Raw genomic sequence first — 15,725 nt, 5'->3', positions numbered from 1 at the left:
TAAGTCTCCTTAAATTTAGGGGGTGGTGTGATATGTTTCCGGCAAAGGAATTTTTGCCGTTTCTTTAAATGTGGAAAGAACAATAGAACTTTTTGTCCGGGCCACGGAGGGCATGGGATTTATTCGGGTGGTCAAAAGTGTTTCCAGGGCCGAAGTATCGGCAACTCTGACCTTGAGCATCAGGCCGTCTTCTCCGGCAATGTAATGGACTTCCTGGATGGATGCCATGTCGGCAAGGGCCATGGCTGTCTCTTTTATCCGGGCATTCCGGGTGAGGGTGACATGGAGAAAGGCAATGAGTGACCCCTCGAATTGATCGGGGTTGAGACGCACTTCATATCCATCAATGACTCCCTGGGCCTCCAGTTTTTTTATACGTTCCAGGACCGCCGATGGGGCCATGCCTATTTCTCTGGCCACCTCAACGTTGGGAATCCTTGCCTTGGTCTGGAGAATTTTGAGAATTTTAAAATCAATGTGATCCATGGTGTTTTTTTCCAATAGCGGTCATGTTCTGACACTCCTTTAAACTTTGTTGTGGGCGGCAGTGGATGCCCGGTATAAAGCAATTGTCTTACTTTTTTTGAAAATATTCTTTTAGTGGCTCTTTGTCAAGAATAATATTCTTATTTTTAGTCTATTTTTAGATTAAAATTCATTTTTTATTTTAAAATACAGAATTATATTCTGTTATAAAGTGGCGATATCAAAAATTCGGTATGTTCAACCCCCGTGGTGCAGGCAATGTCGTTTCCTGAATTAAAGCGTGTGCCTTGGTCACAATATGGCCCGTTAACTGTGAGGCGTACCAATATTGTAACTCAACTTTCGGGCTTCATTTCAAAGCCGGCATTTTTAAATGTACCGATGGGCTCAGTGTGCCGACGGGGTCAGGCTTTTGTTATTGATGTTATCGACCAAGGCCTTTGCCAACGAAAAAAGCCTCGATAATGTCAATAACGAAAGCCTGACCCCACCACGAATTTTGGAGGGGTAAAATCTGTGTGAAATCCAAATAAAAAGTGCTGCAAAGGGGTGTTCTTTTACATTGATTAAAGATCAACAGTTTAGTATGTTTAAATTCACCAATGGAAATTAAGACATCCCTGTCTGTTCAATCCTTGATACTTTCTCAACACATCGCTTCATCTTGGGAAGTCCCCTTTAAAAAAAGAGTTAATTATTTGGGGATGATGTTAAGGATGTTGATAATAACTATCATGGAAATTTCCAGAGGGCCATGGATGCATCTGCTCCAGGCATGGACTTGATATGAAAATAAACAGGATTTCTTGCGCATGATGGATGACGGCACCCAGACCACCATTCTGGTGGTGGACGACGAGGAAGGTATCCTTGAAATAACCGAAGAGTATTTTGTACGCAAAGGATATGAGGTTTTCACAGCCAGAAATGGCAAAGAAGCCATGGCCATTATTGATACCGGCATCCACATAGGATGTTGTTTTACAGATATTAACATGCCCGTCATGGATGGCCTTGAACTGGCAGAGCGTATTCGCAAAAAAGATGCATCTTTGCCGGTGGTGGTTATGACGGGTTTTCCGTCATTGGAAAATTCCATTGAAACCCTTAAAAACGGTGTGGTGGACTATTTAATCAAACCTGTGAATCTGGAGCAGATGGAGCTGGCCCTGCGGCGGATACTGCGGGAGCGTGGATTGTTTGTGGAAAACCTGCTTCTCCGGGAAGAGGTTAAGCGGCAGGAACGCATCAAGGCGCTGAACGAGGAACTTGTGGCCAAGGTGGAAGAGGTCAATCTCCTGAATAAAATCATGGATGATTTTTCTTCATTTAATTCCAGTCACGATATTTTCAATCATGTGGTGGCCTTAAGCCTTGAGGTCAGCAAGGCCGATGAGGTTTCTTTTTATATATATTCTGAGAGTGGAAATATTCTGTTTCCCATGGCCTGTTCCAATATCGAGCAAAGGCTTGGGGAAAATATGGAGGGTCCTTTTAAAGATCTGCTTTTAACCACCATGGTCGAGGACGATCCCCTTCTGGTTTCCACCACCGAACACCCGGGCCTTTTTTACGGTGCCCGTTCCTTTATGGCATCTCCGTTGAAAATCCGTGACAAGGTGTTTGGTATTGTCACTGCTTCCATTTCACATGGTGATGCACATTTTACGGAAAAAGATATTTTTCTACTCAATTTTATTTCCCATAAAGCGGCTTCGGCCATTGAAAACACAGCTCTTTACGAAAATATTTATGATAATCTTTTTGCCACCCTTTATGCCTTTGTGGCGGCTTTGGAGGCCCGGGACCCCTATACCCAGCAACATTCAAAACGGGTGGCAGAGGTTTCTGTGATGATTGGAAGGGAGCTTGGCTGCACAGATGAAGAACTGGATGTCCTTCAATTTGCCGGTCACCTCCATGATATCGGTAAAATAGGCATCCGGGATGATATTCTTCTTAAACCCAGCCGTCTCAATGATGAAGAGTATGAAAAAATAAAAGAGCATCCCGTTATCGGTGCTGATATTGTGGGGCAACTGGGACTGTGGACCAAAGAACAGGATATTATCCGCCATCACCATGAGCATTATAATGGAAATGGCTACCCCATGGGGGCACGGGAGAATGAAATTCCACGCCTTGCAAGAATTTTGTCCGTTGCAGATGCCTTTGATGCCATGGCTTCGGATCGGGCTTACAGAAGAAAAATGAGTAAAGCTAAGGTCATTGGCATCATTCGTGAGGAGTCTGGAAAGCAGTTTGATCCAGAAGCAGTGGCGGCCTTTTTAAAAATCAGTGACAGGGCCTGGGAGGGCTGTCCCGGCGGCTGATGCGCTTTTTATTTCTTTTTTTAAAAAAGCGCTTGACACTTATCTGCATCGGTGGTAAACCCTATTTGTTTTTAAGCGATCGGGGCGTAGCGCAGTCTGGTAGCGCACTTGTCTGGGGGACAAGTGGTCGCTGGTTCAAATCCAGCCGTTCCGACCAACTGATATCAAAGGGGTTATGGTTTCTTACCATAACCCCTTTTTTTTATGCTCAAATACGCTTCTGTTTTGCAGAGTATTTCATATAAACCGCCACGGGCAGACCTTATTCTGATTCGGTTCTGCCCACAACACAACTTGAAATACGCCCCCGGTTTGCGGAGTATTTCATATAAAAATTTGGTGAAGGTATTAATAAAGGAGAGTGTTATGACAGATTTTACACACCTGGATCAAGATGGCCGGGTAAGAATGGTGGATGTGGCGGATAAAAATATCAGCAAACGGGTGGCCGTGGCCAGGGGGTGCGTCACCATGACCGGAGATACACTTGCCCGTATAATGGATGCCACTGTTAAAAAAGGGAATGTACTGGAAGCGGCCCGCATTGCAGGGGTTATGGCTGCCAAGAAAACGGCAGATCTCATTCCCATGTGTCATCCCCTGAATCTTACCCACGTCAGTGTGGATTTTTTTTCTGATTCGGATAATAATACCCTGGAAATTGAAGCCAGTGCCTCCCTGGCCGGACAGACCGGTGTGGAGATGGAGGCGTTGACCGCAGTGTCTGTGGCTGCCTTGACCATTTATGACATGTGCAAATCCTATGATAAGGCCATGATTATCTCTGATATTCATTTAAAAAGCAAAACAGGCGGTAAAAGCGGAAAATTTTTGGCCCGGAGATATCAGAAATAGGCTGCCCGATTTTTTCAAATTTTTAAACAGGCTTTCAAGGGTGTTTATTTTTTATGATAAAACAAGTTTTTAAAAAGTGGATGACGTTGTTTGTGGCGGGCACGCTTTTCTTCCCGGTATGGGGCTGCCTTTTTTCTTCAAAATCTCCGGAAACCTTGCCTGGTAAACCCTTTGTAAAACTGTCTGAAAAACAATACCCTCTATTTAAAGACACCCTTGCCAACCCGTCACTTGCCCGGGCACTGGAGCAGAGTATTCATTATTATGGAAAAATTCCCGGGGATCGGATGTTTAAACTGGGGGAATACTCTTACTCTGCATCCCACATGAAGCGCTCGTTGGTTTTTTTTCTTGGCTTTATCCAGACACAGCCTTCACTGGATGAACTGACGGTTTTTATTAAGAAATATTTTGATCTGTTTCAGTCCCGGGGTCGGAATGAAAAAGCAGAGGTGCTTTTCACTGGATATTATGAACCCTCATTACAGGGAAGCCTGACCCGTGATGAAAAAAAATATCCGATTCCCCTTTATAGTTTTCCCCGGGATCTGGTACGCATTGATCTGCCCCGGTTTTCATCCAGATATAAGGGTGAACCCACGCTTTCGGCCAGGATCACCAAAAATAATAAGGTGGTGCCCTATTTTACAAGGGCCGAAATAAACGGACGCAAAGATTTTTATCTCCAGGCCCATCCCATTGCCTGGGTGTCCAGCCTGACAGATCGGTTCTTCCTGGAGATTCAGGGCTCGGGGAGGGTGGAGTTGGAAAACGGTGGACTGCTGCGGGTCCATTATGACGGCAAAAACGGTCATCCTTATAGATCCATTGGGAAGTATCTCATTGACCAAGGGGAAATTCCCCGGGAAAAAATGTCCATGCAGGCCATTCGGGCATGGCTCAAAGCCAACCCCCATCGCCGGAAAGAGGTGTTTCATCATAACCCCAGTTTTGTTTTTTTCCGCACGGAAAAAGGCGGGCCTTTTGGTAGTATCGGTGTGCCCCTGACCCCCCTTCGGTCCATTGCAACGGACAGGTCTGTTTTTCCCCGGGGGGCACTTTGTTTTGTGGAGACATCCATGCCCTCCATCAATTCCCCGCAAAGTTCCACAGATCAATGGGGGCGTGTGTCCGGATTTGTGTTAAATCAGGACACCGGCGGTGCCATCAAAGGGCCGGGTCGGGTGGATTTTTTCTGTGGCCATGGGCCCTGGGCCGAGTTCACCGCCGGGCACTTGAGTCATTTGGGATCTATTTATGTTCTTGTATTGAAAAAATAGGGCATGGAGCCAAACCCGGCGGTGTTATAAAATCTTCTTCATTATATAAATCTCCTTTTTCCTTCACTTAACTTGACATGGATCTGTTTTTTATTTACAACTTTGACAAAATATTTTCCAACCATTCCCTCTCCGGGTAAGGTTCTGGAATTCAACATGAGTCATCTCTAATTTATGCACTTGTAGTCTTTTTTTAAAAAAGACAGCTGGAATAACCTGTACATTTCATGGTGTGCTGTGTCTGAAAAACAGTGCTGCACGATTTTTAGACGGGAAATTATTTCGTTCGTATTATCAATGCAATGGATAGCACCAGGCTATTTTTTCTTTTTTTATATGAAAAGGCAGCCTCCAAGGCAAGCTAAGGCAGAGCCGCCCCCCGACGGGCAACAGGAACCGGACAATTGAGCTGTCTACAGTTCCGGTCCGGGACCATTGTCCGTCGGGGGGCGGCGGAATAATACCATTTGGCTCCGCGTCTACGACCCAATATTCGTTGTGTCCGACAGGACATGTGGGTGTTATATGAAATACTCCGTGAGTCAGGGGTGTATTTCAAGCTTTGTTGTGGGTAGAACCGAATCAAAACAAGGTCTGCCCGCGGCAGTTGTATTCAACTTTGTTTTGCCCACAACAAAGCTTGAAAAACCGATGGGTTGCACAGTTTTTTTTGACAAAAGAACAGTCTAAGAACATCCTTGAATCAGAATCAGGAAGGTGAGTCGTGTTTTGTTGTTGACAGATTCAATGGAATTGTAGTTCACTATGCTTTCCGGTTCACGGAAGTAAAATAAGACAGGATGGAAAATTAACATCTATCAAAAGAAAGGGTGATATTATGGGAGTTGTAGCTGACAAAATCAAGGATCTTAAGGAACGGGAAAAAAAGATCCTTGGCATGGGGGGCGAAAAAGCCCTTGCCAAAAGACGGGAACAGGGCAAACTCAATGCCAGGGAACGGCTTGACTTGCTGTTTGATCAGGGAACGTTCCGCGAAATTGATATGTTCGTTACCCACAGATGCACTAATTTTGGTATGGAAACAAAAGAAATCCCCGCAGACGGTGTGGTCACAGGCCATGGTCTTGTGGAGGGACGGACAGTGTTTGCCTATTCCCAGGATTTCACCTCCCGGGCAGGTTCCATGGGGGAAATGCAGGCCAAGAAAATTTGTAAAATAATGGATCTGGCCATGAAGGCCGGTGCCCCGGTGGTGGGCATCAACGATTCCGGCGGCGCCCGCATCCAGGAAGGCGTGGATTCCCTTTCTGGGTATGGTGAAATCTTTTTTCGCAACGCATCGGCATCCGGTGTGGTGCCCCAGATTTCTGCCATCATGGGACCCACAGCCGGAGGCGCTGTGTACTCACCTGCCATGACCGACTGGATTTTCATGGTCAAGGACACCAGTTATATGTTCATCACAGGCCCCCAGGTGATAAAATCTGTCACCGGCGAAGAAATTACCTTTGAGGACCTTGGCGGTGCCATGGCCCACAATGAAAAAAGCGGTGTGGCACAGTTTGCCTGTGATTCCGATGCCCATGCCCTGGAAGAGATCAGACAGCTTTTGTCTTATCTGCCTTCCAACAACATGGAAGATCCGCCGCTGAAGCCCACAGCGGATGATCCCCGGCGTCAGGACCCCGAGCTGGATGTGCTCATACCGGATAATCCCAACCAGGCCTATGATATTAAAGCTGTTATCAGCTCCATTGTGGATGATGGCGATTTTTTTGAACCCCATGCCCATTTTGCAAAAAATATTGTGACCTGTTTTGCCAGGCTCAATGGCCGTCCCATTGGTATTATTGCCAACCAGCCCCTTTTCATGGCCGGATGTCTGGATATCAATGCCTCGGACAAGGCCACCCGTTTTATTCGATTTTGCGATGCCTTTAATATCCCCATGCTCACCATTGCCGATGTACCGGGATATCTTCCGGGCAGTGACCAGGAGTGGGGCGGCATCATCCGCCATGGTGCAAAACTGCTGTGGTGTTACTCAGAAGCCACCGTACCCAAGATGCTGCTGATTACCCGTAAGGATTATGGCGGATCTTACCTTGCCATGTGCTCCAAACATCTCGGGGCAGACATGGCTTTTGCATGGCCCAGTGCCCAGATTGCCGTCATGGGGGCCGAAGGGGCTGCCAATATCATCCATGCCAGGGAGATCAAAGGGTCTGAAGATCCCGTTGCCAAGCGCAAGGAAAAAATTGCAGAGTATGAAGAACTTTTTTCCAATCCCTATTGTGCGGCCAGCCGTGGATTTGTGGATGCCGTGATTCAGCCTGCCCAGACCCGCATGCGCCTCATTGATGCCCTGGAAGCCCTGGGCAGCAAGCGTGAGATGCGACCGGCCAAAAAACATGGTAACATTCCAGTGTAAACAATTGAAAAACCCGGAGGCAAGCCCATATGATGGAGAATAAAAAACTCGCTGCAGCCACGGCAGCAGTGTTTACCTATATAAAAACCCAGGAGGAGGCGGCTTTCTACGCCGCCGGTCCGGCTCCGGAGGAAGAAGCGGTGGCTGCCCCTGCCGCCGGCCCCCAGGTCCAGTTCAATGCCTGGGGAGCTGCAGGACGAAATGATCAGATGCAAGGGCGTTTTTTGATGCAGGCACGGGCCTTTAAATAACTGCCACGGGCAGACCTTTTATTGCACCCCGGTTTGCCCACAACAAAGTTTGAAATACCTCCCCTGATCTGCGGAGTATTTCATATGAACAGCCGCAGGACAGGCCCGGTGTCACCCCGGTTTGTCACTTTATGGGGCAACATGGATATTGCCCTTGGCGTTCTTAAATATTGTTCCAGAAAATCGCTGGGTATAGACTGTAAAAAAACTGACCATATTTTTAAATTAAAAGGGTGTCAGATAAAAATAATTTAGGAGATCGTAAATGAGTGAACACGGCAAAATCAACATGTGCGAATTGAATTGTGAAAAAGAGAGACCTGCTGCTAAGAATCCTCTTAAGATTGAGGACCTGTCACTTCGTGACGGTCACCAGTCCCTTTTTGCCACAAGGGGAAGAACCGAAGATATGATCCCCGTGGCCGAACGCATGGATGAAATCGGATTCTGGGCCACAGAAGTATGGGGGGGTGCCACCTTTGATACCATGCACCGATTCTTAAACGAAGACCCCTGGGAACGCCTTCGTACCCTGAAACGTTATTTTAAGAAAACCCCCCTTTCCATGCTGCTCCGGGGTCAAAATCTGGTGGGATACCGAAATTATGCCGATGATGTGGCAGAACTTTTTGTTAAAAGGGCTGCAGAAAACGGCATGGATGTATTTCGTACCTTTGATGCATTGAATGATTACCGTAATTTTGAGTGTGTGGCGCCGGTGATTAAATCCTGTGGAAAACATTTCCAGGGATGTATCTGCTACTCCCTCACAGAGCCCCGCATGGGCGGTACGGTGTATACACTGGATTATTACATCAAAAAGGCCAAAGAGCTGGAAGCCATGGGCGCTGACAGTATCTGTATCAAAGACATGGCAGGGCTCATGGCTCCCTATGATGCCTATGAATTGATCAAAGCCTTAAAAGAAAATGTTAAACCTTTGATTCATCTGCACAGCCATTTTACATCGGGTATGGCTGCCATGACCCATCTTAAGGCTGTGGAAGCTGGGGTTGACATTCTGGATACCTGTTTGACTCCCTATGCCTACAGAACATCCCATCCGGCTCTGGAACCCCTGGTCATGTCCCTCATCGGTACAGACAGAGACACCGGATTTGACATTGAAACCCTGGCCTCCATCAACGAAACCCTGGAAAAAGAGATTTTGCCCAAATACAAACATCTGCTGGATGACAGCAAGGTGTCGGTGATTGATATCAATGTTCTGCTCCATCAGACCCCCGGCGGCATGCTCTCCAACCTTGTGAATCAGTTAAAAGAGATGGACGCCCTGGACAGAATAGGGGATGTGTACAAAGAGCTGCCCAAGGTGCGTAAAGAGCTGGGTCAGATTCCTCTGGTCACTCCCACCAGTCAGATTGTGGGAACCCAGACCGTTAACAACGTTCTTTTTGATACCAAAGAAGAGCGCTACAAAATGATCACGGCCCAGGTAAAAGATCTTTGCTACGGGCTTTATGGAAAAACCGCTGTGCCCATTGATCCCGAACTTCAGAAAAAAGCACTTAAGGGCTATGAGCGTGGTGAGGAAGCCATCTCCTGCAAACCTGCTGAAGTACTTAAGCCGGAATTGGAAGCTGCCAAGGAAGTCATTGGTGAACTGGCTGTGGATGATGATGATCTTCTTCTCTACACCTTGTTTCCTGTGACGGGTAAGAAATTTCTCCAGATTAAATACGGCAAAGAAGCAGTGCCGGAGTCCATGAAAGCCATCACCATGGAAGAAGTGGCCCGTCGGGATGAGATCCTTCGCAAGGCAAAGGCAGGGGAGCTGGTGGAGAAACCCTCTGGAGACGCTCCTGAAAAAACCGATGCCCTTCGTACCTTTAATGTGTTTGTGGAAGGTGAATACTTTGAGGTGGGCGTGGATGAAGTGGGTGGCGCACCGGTGATTGCCTATGCCCAGCCTGCTCCGGCCCCCGAGGCGGCCGCTGCAGCGCCTGCGGCTCCGGTTCCGGCGGCCCCGGCTCCGGGCGTTGTTCCACCACCTCCGGCTCCGGCAGCAGCTCCGACCCCGGCAGCCCCGGCCCCGGCGGCAGCAGCTCCGGCCCCGGCCGCACCCAGTAAACCTGCACCCGCCGCAGCCCCGGCCCCGGCTGCCGCAGCCGACGGTTCCGGCGTTCCCGTAAAAGCCCCCATGCCGGGCATGGTCATTAAGTATGAAAAGAACGTGGGGGATGTTGTGAAAAAAGGGGATATTGTTGTTATCCTGGAAGCCATGAAAATGGAGAATGCACTGCCCTCTCCGGCAGACGGTGAGATCACTGCCATTAATTTTGGATCAGGTGATTCTGTGGCCAAGGACGCTGTTCTGGCCCTTATCGGTTAAATTTTATTTTGAAAGCCCGGGAGGTTTTTGACGTCCGGAGCCTGGGCCAAAATTAAAATTACCGCACATATATGTTAGGTCAATCTGGGGGGAACCATCATGATTAAAGATGGCTCCCCCCTTTTTGTTGCTTTTCTGTTCCGGCTGTTTTAAAAGAACATATTTGATTTCAGCTGTAAATATTCGGCTGCTCCCCCATTTTCATTCATTGGGGGCTGCTTGCCTGACAATTAATATGCCGGGCAGTACCGGATAAGCAGATACGGGGGACCGGCCAGACATTAATATCATTCGAATATTTACTTTCAGCTGGACAAGGGCTGATTTTTCAAAACCAACGCCGTCCAAGTCAATCAATCCCGGGGTAAAAACCGGTGGACTTGCCGGGTTTTCATAAAGGGAACTGCCATGGAATATTTCTATTCAGTAAAAACACCAAGATCCCGGGAGATAAAAATTAAACGTTCCACCTTTATCTGCGCCCTTTGCCGGGTGGACTCCATGGAAGAAGCCAAAACCTTTATCTCCTCTGTGGCATCGGAACATAAAACCGCCACCCATAACTGCTGGGCCTATATTGTGGGGGATAAAGGGGAGACCTTTCACTGCTCTGACAATGGCGAGCCTGCCGGAACTGCCGGAAAACCCATGCTCAATGTGCTGCAAAGTCATCACATGACCCGGATTGTGGCTGTGGTCACCCGGTATTTCGGTGGGGTTAAACTTGGTATCAGAGGGCTCATTGAAGCCTATGGCGAGGCTGTGGAATCTGCCATTGCCCTGGAAAAGCTCATGAAGCTTGTGAAGATAAACAGCTATCGGGTTACATTGCCCTATGCCTTTAATGATACCTTGCTGTATCAATTAAATAATCTGGGAGTGGTTATTGCTGAAACGGATTATACGGAGCAAGTGACCCATGGGGTGGCAGTGGAGGCCCATGATGCCCCGGTGCTGGAAAAAATGTTGACAGAATATCAGGATGGGGGAAAATTAACCTTTGAAGGTCCCCTGGACCCGGAGGCTCAGGAGTGTTAAATCAAGGAGAAAAAATGGATAAAACAGCAGCATATATTGAAAACTGGCTTGCCACCCAGTGCGAGTCAGCAAGTCTTGAAGGTTTTGTGGTGGGGGTGTCCGGGGGCATTGACTCTGCAGTGACCTCCACCCTTTGCGCACGTACCGGCAAAAAGGTAATTGTGTTGAACATGCCCATTCACCAGGCACCTGAACAAGTGACCCTTTCCACCGGGCACATTAAATGGCTGGAAGAAACATATGATAATGTCACCGGAATCACCGTGGATCTTACCCCTTCCTTCCAGGCCCTGGGCAGCACTTTTCCCCGGGATATCCAGGACGGGTTGACCATGGCCAATACCCGGTCCCGCCTGCGCATGCTCACCTTGTATGCCTTTGCTTCCCACCACCGCATGATGGTGGCAGGTACCGGAAACAAGGTGGAAGATTTCGGGGTGGGTTTTTATACAAAATATGGCGACGGCGGGGTGGATTTGTCTCCCCTTGCCGACCTGTTTAAAACCCAGGTGTATGCCCTGGGACGTTTTTTGGGGGTGGATGACGGTATTTTATCGGCAGCACCCACTGATGGATTGTGGGAAGATGATCGCACGGACGAATCCCAGATAGGCGCCACCTATCCCGAGCTGGAATGGGCCATGTCTTTTGAAGAAAATGCCGGAAATGAGCTGGAGATAACTTCCCGCCAAAAAGAGGTATTGGAAATTTACAGGGACTTTCATCGGGCCAATGAACATAAGATGATTCCCATACCCGTGTGCACCATACCCCGGGAGTTATAAATGTCAAAAAAACTATCAATGGAACCAAAAGTATAACCACTTATGGATACTTATGACGCTTGGAAAAATTTTGAAAACATAGAAGACAAAGATACCACCGCAATTCTGGGGCAGTGCTGGAGAGTTTTTGATGCCATAGATGACTATGTCACCATCCTTGACCTTGATAAACGGATTATTTCTGCTAACCATTCTTTGCTTGAGGGGTTCCAGGTTGAACTGAGTCGCATTGCCAACTGTAAGTGTTATGAAGCGTTGTGGGACAGGGATGAAAATTGTGCCATTTGTCCAGTGGAGAAGGTGCTGCACGATCTTAAAACCCATACCATAGAGGTGGAAAACCGGCGAATGGGAAAAACATTTGTAATTTCTGCCTCTCCCATATTTGATGATAATAACGATATTGTGGGTATGGTCCATGTGACCAAGGATATTACGGATCGTAAAAAATCTGAAAATGCCTTAATTCAAGTCCGGGCACAACTTGAGGCCCGTGTGGCCGAAAGAACCCGGGAACTGACCATCTTAAATGAACGCCTGTACGCTGAGATTGCCGAGCGAAAAAAAGCAGAAACCGGTTTAATCAGACGCAGTGCCGAACTTGATCTGAAATCCAAGACACTTGAGGAAGCAAATATCGCTTTACGGGTTATCCTAAGGGCACGGGAAGATGACAAAAACGAGCTTGAAGATAAAGTTCTGGCCAATATGAAAAAGCTGGTTCTCCCCTATCTGGAACAACTGAGTATGAGTCACCTGGACGAATCACAACGCGCCTGTGTGTCTGCTTTACAGGCCAATCTGGAGGACCTTGTTTCTCCCTTTTCCCAACGTCTTTCATCCCCGTTACTTAATTTGACACCCCGGGAAATCCAGGTGGCCAACCTCATTAAAGAGGGGCGTGGCAATAAAGAAATTGCCCGGTTTTTTAATATCGCTTTGCGCACGGTGGAATTTCATCGGGAAAACATCAGGAAAAAGATCGGTCTGGTGAACAAAAAGGTCAATTTAAGGTCGCAACTGTTGTTATTTTAAAAAATTGGCATGCTTCATTTCCCAGTTTACACTTCTCAAAAAGAACTACTACAGTGTCAAATTTTGATTTTAGGATTGTCCGTTTTCAAATATGCCATGGTTGTAATTGGCTGGGTATGTTCAATCCTAAATTTTAGTCTTGACTATGTACTACTCATTTCCCGGGGAAATCTGATGAAAAAGTGTAAACTACTTTTAAAATTATGTTGAAAATGTCAAAAAATTACGACTAATTGCCTCAACTACCGGTTTTTTGCCGGTAGTTTCCCGGTATATATTTGGTGTTGTGTTTTGTTCACAGGGGGGTATGATGAACAAAAATCAACTTTTACAGGCGATGTCCTGGCTTGAGAGAGCCATTGACGACATCGCATATGTTTAACACAAGAAAGGAAAAGCGAACAATGAACGAGATTGATGAGATTATTGGAGAAGCTGATGATGCATTGTTGAGAAAAAGGGTTGTGGATTCCTTTCGGCGGACCATGGTTCATTATGGACAATGGTTTGCCCAGGTGGAGCACCAGCTGGGCATGGAAAAAGCCATGGATGTTGAGGCTGATGTGTGGGGTGCCAGTTTCCAGAACCAGTTAAAGCGATTGTCCAAGATTTTTGGTTTTGAAATCAAAGACGGAATGCCTGCCCATCTGCATACACTTTCCCGGGAGGAGTTGATTGATCTGCTTAAAAATCTCGGGGTTAACTGGCTGGCCAACGATGGCATCTGGTTCCAGGCAGTGGAAAAAAAATATGGCATGAATGATGCCAAACGCTGTAATGACTCCTGCTGGACCCGCTACTCTCCCTTTGAGGCAGAGCGGATCAAGCAGTTGCTTGAATTGCCGGAACAAGGCGGTATCCCTGCTTTGAAAAAAGCATTGGCCTTTAGAATGTATGCTTTGATAAACAAGCAGTCCATTGAAGATGTGAATGAAAACTGCATTATTTTTCGCATGAATGAGTGCCGGGTTCAGGTGGCAAGAAAGCGAAAGGGACTTGCAGATTATCCCTGCAAATCTGTGGGACTGGTGGAATATCCCTATTTTGCCAGCACCATTGATTCGCGCATTGTCACCGAATGTGTGGGCTGTCCCCCGGATGAACATCCCGAAGAGTGGTTCTGTGCCTGGAAGTTCACGGTTGTTGATTAGAATGCCTGTTGAATAAAAAGGAGGAGACCTTTCCATGTCAAACAATATTCTTAAATTTGCCATGAATCGCAATACCAGTGTTGAAAAAATCAATGGCGGCAACCTGCGTTCCGTGTGCCGGTTGCGTGACACCTTCACCGATGCCGAAGTGGTGATTGAGGTGAAAATGCCGGATATGGAGATTTGTGCCATATCCGGTTATTTTCGACATGCTGGCTGGGGTGAGATTGAAGATCTTGACCGGCGCCTGCAGGCCGTGATGGGGGTGCGGGTGGCTGCGGGTATGCTGAAAATCATCAAAGGACTCATGGGAGAAGAGGAAAAAATTCAACAGATTGTTTACATGGTGGAAGAGTGTTGCCACGGGGTGATCCTGACCTTGACCCGGAAGGTGCTTTTAAAGGCTCCGGATGATGAGGCAGGTAAGGTCTCCTTTTATTCAAATATGGTCAAAAAAAGTATCCGTCTTTATGACCGGTGTGCAGCGTTTGCCAAGGGAACTCCATTGGTTGCTGAACTTGAAGCAGAAAAGGCCAAAGGAGGGGCGTGATGTTTGATTTTATGCGTAATAAAGTGGTTGATGTGGCGCGTCTGGACCGGGAAACCCTTGAGGTGCATGGTATTCTGGATGATTCCATTTATAGTCTGGAGCTTTGTTTCAAGGTTAATATCAGCGATTTGATCTGCTCCGGGGTTAAGGGACGATGGCTACGCTGGACAACACCGGAATGTCCCCGGGCCATAGATTTTCTCCATGAGGCTGAAGGATTTTGCCTCAAGGCCGGGATTGATAATAAGATTCATAAAACCATTGGTCGTAAATCCTGTCGACATTTTGCCAACCTTTTTATTGAGTGTGGACATGCCGTGCGGGAAACGGTGAAGTTACTCAATTGGGAGGCGGCTCAAAAAGAGAATCCGGAAATTACCTTTAAACAATTCATGCGCAATGATGAAACAGCATCCATGGCTGAGTCATCCCCCGGCATGGACAATGAAAAAAAAGAGTTATCTTCTCCTTCCGGCACAAATAAGCCTTCCCCTAAAAAAACTGAACACAAAAGAAATGCCGGGTCCTTGGGGAACCCTTCTGCAAAAAAAGGTAAGTTTGTTATTGATATGCATGTGCATACCTCCCCGGCATCGCCCTGCGCATCTGATTCTGTGGACGCCATGATCCAAGAGGCCAGACGTATTGGGTTGCAAGGGATCTGTCTTACGGATCATAATTATGTGTGGTCAGCAGAAGCGGTGCAGGCGTTGAGTGAAAAACATGATTTTCTGGTGTTGCGGGCCAATGAGATTATCACGGAACAGGGCGATATACTGACCTTTGGTTTTTATGAGAATCTCCAGGGCATTACCAGACTTGCAGACCTTAAGAAAAAGGTGGCTGATGTGGGGGGCTTTATTGTGGCGGCCCATCCCTTTCGCGGATTTTTAACCTTTGGGGCCGATGATGTGGGTTTGACACCGGACAGTGCCATGGCCCGGGAACTGTTTAAATGGGTTGACGGGGTGGAAACCTTGAACGGCAAGGTGACAGAGACAGAAAATAACATGGCCCGGGATGTGGCCAACGGACTTGGGCTACCGTCAACAGGGGGCAGTGATGCCCACGATATCTCAACTGTGGGGGTATATGCAACGGCCTTTGATGAGGTCATTGACAGTGAAGCGTCTTTGCTGGCCGCATTGAAACAGGGCAAGTACCATCCGGTGGTTTTTCGTTAGGCCATGGGATCTCTTCCATGGCTTATGGGGGA

The 15,725-nt window shown here is 47.4% G+C and carries 14 protein-coding genes and 1 tRNA gene; 14 read left to right on the top strand and 1 reads right to left on the bottom strand.

Going from position 1 to position 15,725, the window contains the following annotated elements; all coding sequences use genetic code 11:
• Positions 1-15: 15 nt before the first annotated feature.
• Positions 16-486, bottom strand: coding sequence for an Lrp/AsnC family transcriptional regulator (locus tag B9A32_RS10665; protein ID WP_084069382.1), 471 nt, complete (start codon positions 484-486; stop codon positions 16-18).
• A gap of 812 nt (positions 487-1,298) precedes the next feature.
• On the opposite strand from B9A32_RS10665, the gene B9A32_RS10660 reads away from it, so the two are divergent.
• The 14 genes from B9A32_RS10660 to B9A32_RS10600 all read left to right on the top strand — a co-directional run bounded on the left by B9A32_RS10660 (position 1,299) and on the right by B9A32_RS10600 (position 15,693).
• Positions 1,299-2,819: an HD domain-containing phosphohydrolase gene (locus B9A32_RS10660; protein ID WP_232367123.1), complete on the top strand. Its 1,521-nt coding sequence runs from the start codon at positions 1,299-1,301 to the stop codon at positions 2,817-2,819.
• A gap of 80 nt (positions 2,820-2,899) precedes the next feature.
• Positions 2,900-2,976: transfer RNA gene (locus B9A32_RS10655), tRNA-Pro, on the top strand.
• A gap of 209 nt (positions 2,977-3,185) precedes the next feature.
• Positions 3,186-3,674, top strand: a complete 489-nt coding sequence (moaC, locus tag B9A32_RS10650; protein ID WP_084069252.1) for a cyclic pyranopterin monophosphate synthase MoaC — start codon at positions 3,186-3,188, stop codon at positions 3,672-3,674.
• Positions 3,675-3,727: 53 nt separating this feature from the next.
• Positions 3,728-4,954, top strand: a complete 1,227-nt coding sequence (gene mltA, locus B9A32_RS10645; protein ID WP_084069250.1) for a murein transglycosylase A — start codon at positions 3,728-3,730, stop codon at positions 4,952-4,954.
• A gap of 525 nt (positions 4,955-5,479) precedes the next feature.
• Positions 5,480-5,644, top strand: coding sequence for a hypothetical protein (locus tag B9A32_RS21690; RefSeq protein WP_212637892.1), 165 nt, complete (start codon positions 5,480-5,482; stop codon positions 5,642-5,644).
• 148 nt (positions 5,645-5,792) lie between these two features.
• Positions 5,793-7,346, top strand: coding sequence for an acyl-CoA carboxylase subunit beta (locus tag B9A32_RS10640; protein WP_084069248.1), 1,554 nt, complete (start codon positions 5,793-5,795; stop codon positions 7,344-7,346).
• Between the two features lie 29 nt (positions 7,347-7,375).
• Complete coding sequence (locus B9A32_RS10635) at positions 7,376-7,597, top strand: hypothetical protein (protein ID WP_139795790.1); 222 nt, start codon at positions 7,376-7,378, stop codon at positions 7,595-7,597.
• 265 nt (positions 7,598-7,862) lie between these two features.
• Positions 7,863-9,950 (top strand): pyruvate carboxylase subunit B, encoded by a 2,088-nt coding sequence (locus tag B9A32_RS10630; protein ID WP_084069246.1) that lies wholly within the window; start codon positions 7,863-7,865, stop codon positions 9,948-9,950.
• Positions 9,951-10,358: 408 nt separating this feature from the next.
• On the top strand, positions 10,359-10,988 hold the full coding sequence (locus B9A32_RS10625) for a YigZ family protein (RefSeq protein WP_084069244.1): 630 nt from the start codon (positions 10,359-10,361) through the stop codon (positions 10,986-10,988).
• A 14-nt stretch (positions 10,989-11,002) separates the two neighbouring features.
• On the top strand, positions 11,003-11,773 hold the full coding sequence (nadE, locus tag B9A32_RS10620; RefSeq protein WP_084069243.1) for an NAD(+) synthase: 771 nt from the start codon (positions 11,003-11,005) through the stop codon (positions 11,771-11,773).
• Positions 11,774-11,815: 42 nt separating this feature from the next.
• The gene (locus B9A32_RS10615) at positions 11,816-12,808 is read left to right on the top strand and encodes a LuxR C-terminal-related transcriptional regulator (RefSeq protein WP_084069241.1); all 993 of its coding nucleotides are present in this window, start codon (positions 11,816-11,818) and stop codon (positions 12,806-12,808) included.
• A gap of 404 nt (positions 12,809-13,212) precedes the next feature.
• Entirely contained in the window at positions 13,213-13,959 is a 747-nt protein-coding gene (locus B9A32_RS10610; protein WP_084069239.1) for a DUF6125 family protein, read from the top strand.
• Between the two features lie 34 nt (positions 13,960-13,993).
• Positions 13,994-14,509 carry a hypothetical protein gene (locus B9A32_RS10605; protein WP_084069238.1) on the top strand — a complete coding sequence of 172 codons (516 nt, stop codon included), beginning with the start codon at positions 13,994-13,996 and terminating at the stop codon, positions 14,507-14,509.
• On the top strand, positions 14,509-15,693 hold the full coding sequence (locus tag B9A32_RS10600; RefSeq protein ID WP_084069236.1) for a PHP-associated domain-containing protein: 1,185 nt from the start codon (positions 14,509-14,511) through the stop codon (positions 15,691-15,693). The genes B9A32_RS10605 and B9A32_RS10600 overlap by 1 nt, the downstream gene beginning before the upstream one ends.
• Positions 15,694-15,725 lie beyond the last annotated feature (32 nt).

It is taken from the genome of Desulfocicer vacuolatum DSM 3385, from assembly GCF_900176365.1.
GTDB lineage: Bacteria > Desulfobacterota > Desulfobacteria > Desulfobacterales > Desulfobacteraceae > Desulfocicer > Desulfocicer vacuolatum.
This window is presented reverse-complemented; position numbering and strand designations above follow the sequence as displayed.

Coding starts and splice junctions, on each gene's coding strand:
- B9A32_RS10665 (WP_084069382.1), bottom strand. CDS start 486: ATGGATCACATTGATTTTAAAATTCTCAAAATTCTCCAGACCAAGGCA.
- B9A32_RS10660 (WP_232367123.1), top strand. CDS start 1,299: ATGATGGATGACGGCACCCAGACCACCATTCTGGTGGTGGACGACGAG.
- moaC (WP_084069252.1), top strand. CDS start 3,186: ATGACAGATTTTACACACCTGGATCAAGATGGCCGGGTAAGAATGGTG.
- mltA (WP_084069250.1), top strand. CDS start 3,728: ATGATAAAACAAGTTTTTAAAAAGTGGATGACGTTGTTTGTGGCGGGC.
- B9A32_RS21690 (WP_212637892.1), top strand. CDS start 5,480: ATGAAATACTCCGTGAGTCAGGGGTGTATTTCAAGCTTTGTTGTGGGT.
- B9A32_RS10640 (WP_084069248.1), top strand. CDS start 5,793: ATGGGAGTTGTAGCTGACAAAATCAAGGATCTTAAGGAACGGGAAAAA.
- B9A32_RS10635 (WP_139795790.1), top strand. CDS start 7,376: ATGATGGAGAATAAAAAACTCGCTGCAGCCACGGCAGCAGTGTTTACC.
- B9A32_RS10630 (WP_084069246.1), top strand. CDS start 7,863: ATGAGTGAACACGGCAAAATCAACATGTGCGAATTGAATTGTGAAAAA.
- B9A32_RS10625 (WP_084069244.1), top strand. CDS start 10,359: ATGGAATATTTCTATTCAGTAAAAACACCAAGATCCCGGGAGATAAAA.
- nadE (WP_084069243.1), top strand. CDS start 11,003: ATGGATAAAACAGCAGCATATATTGAAAACTGGCTTGCCACCCAGTGC.
- B9A32_RS10615 (WP_084069241.1), top strand. CDS start 11,816: ATGGATACTTATGACGCTTGGAAAAATTTTGAAAACATAGAAGACAAA.
- B9A32_RS10610 (WP_084069239.1), top strand. CDS start 13,213: ATGAACGAGATTGATGAGATTATTGGAGAAGCTGATGATGCATTGTTG.
- B9A32_RS10605 (WP_084069238.1), top strand. CDS start 13,994: ATGTCAAACAATATTCTTAAATTTGCCATGAATCGCAATACCAGTGTT.
- B9A32_RS10600 (WP_084069236.1), top strand. CDS start 14,509: ATGTTTGATTTTATGCGTAATAAAGTGGTTGATGTGGCGCGTCTGGAC.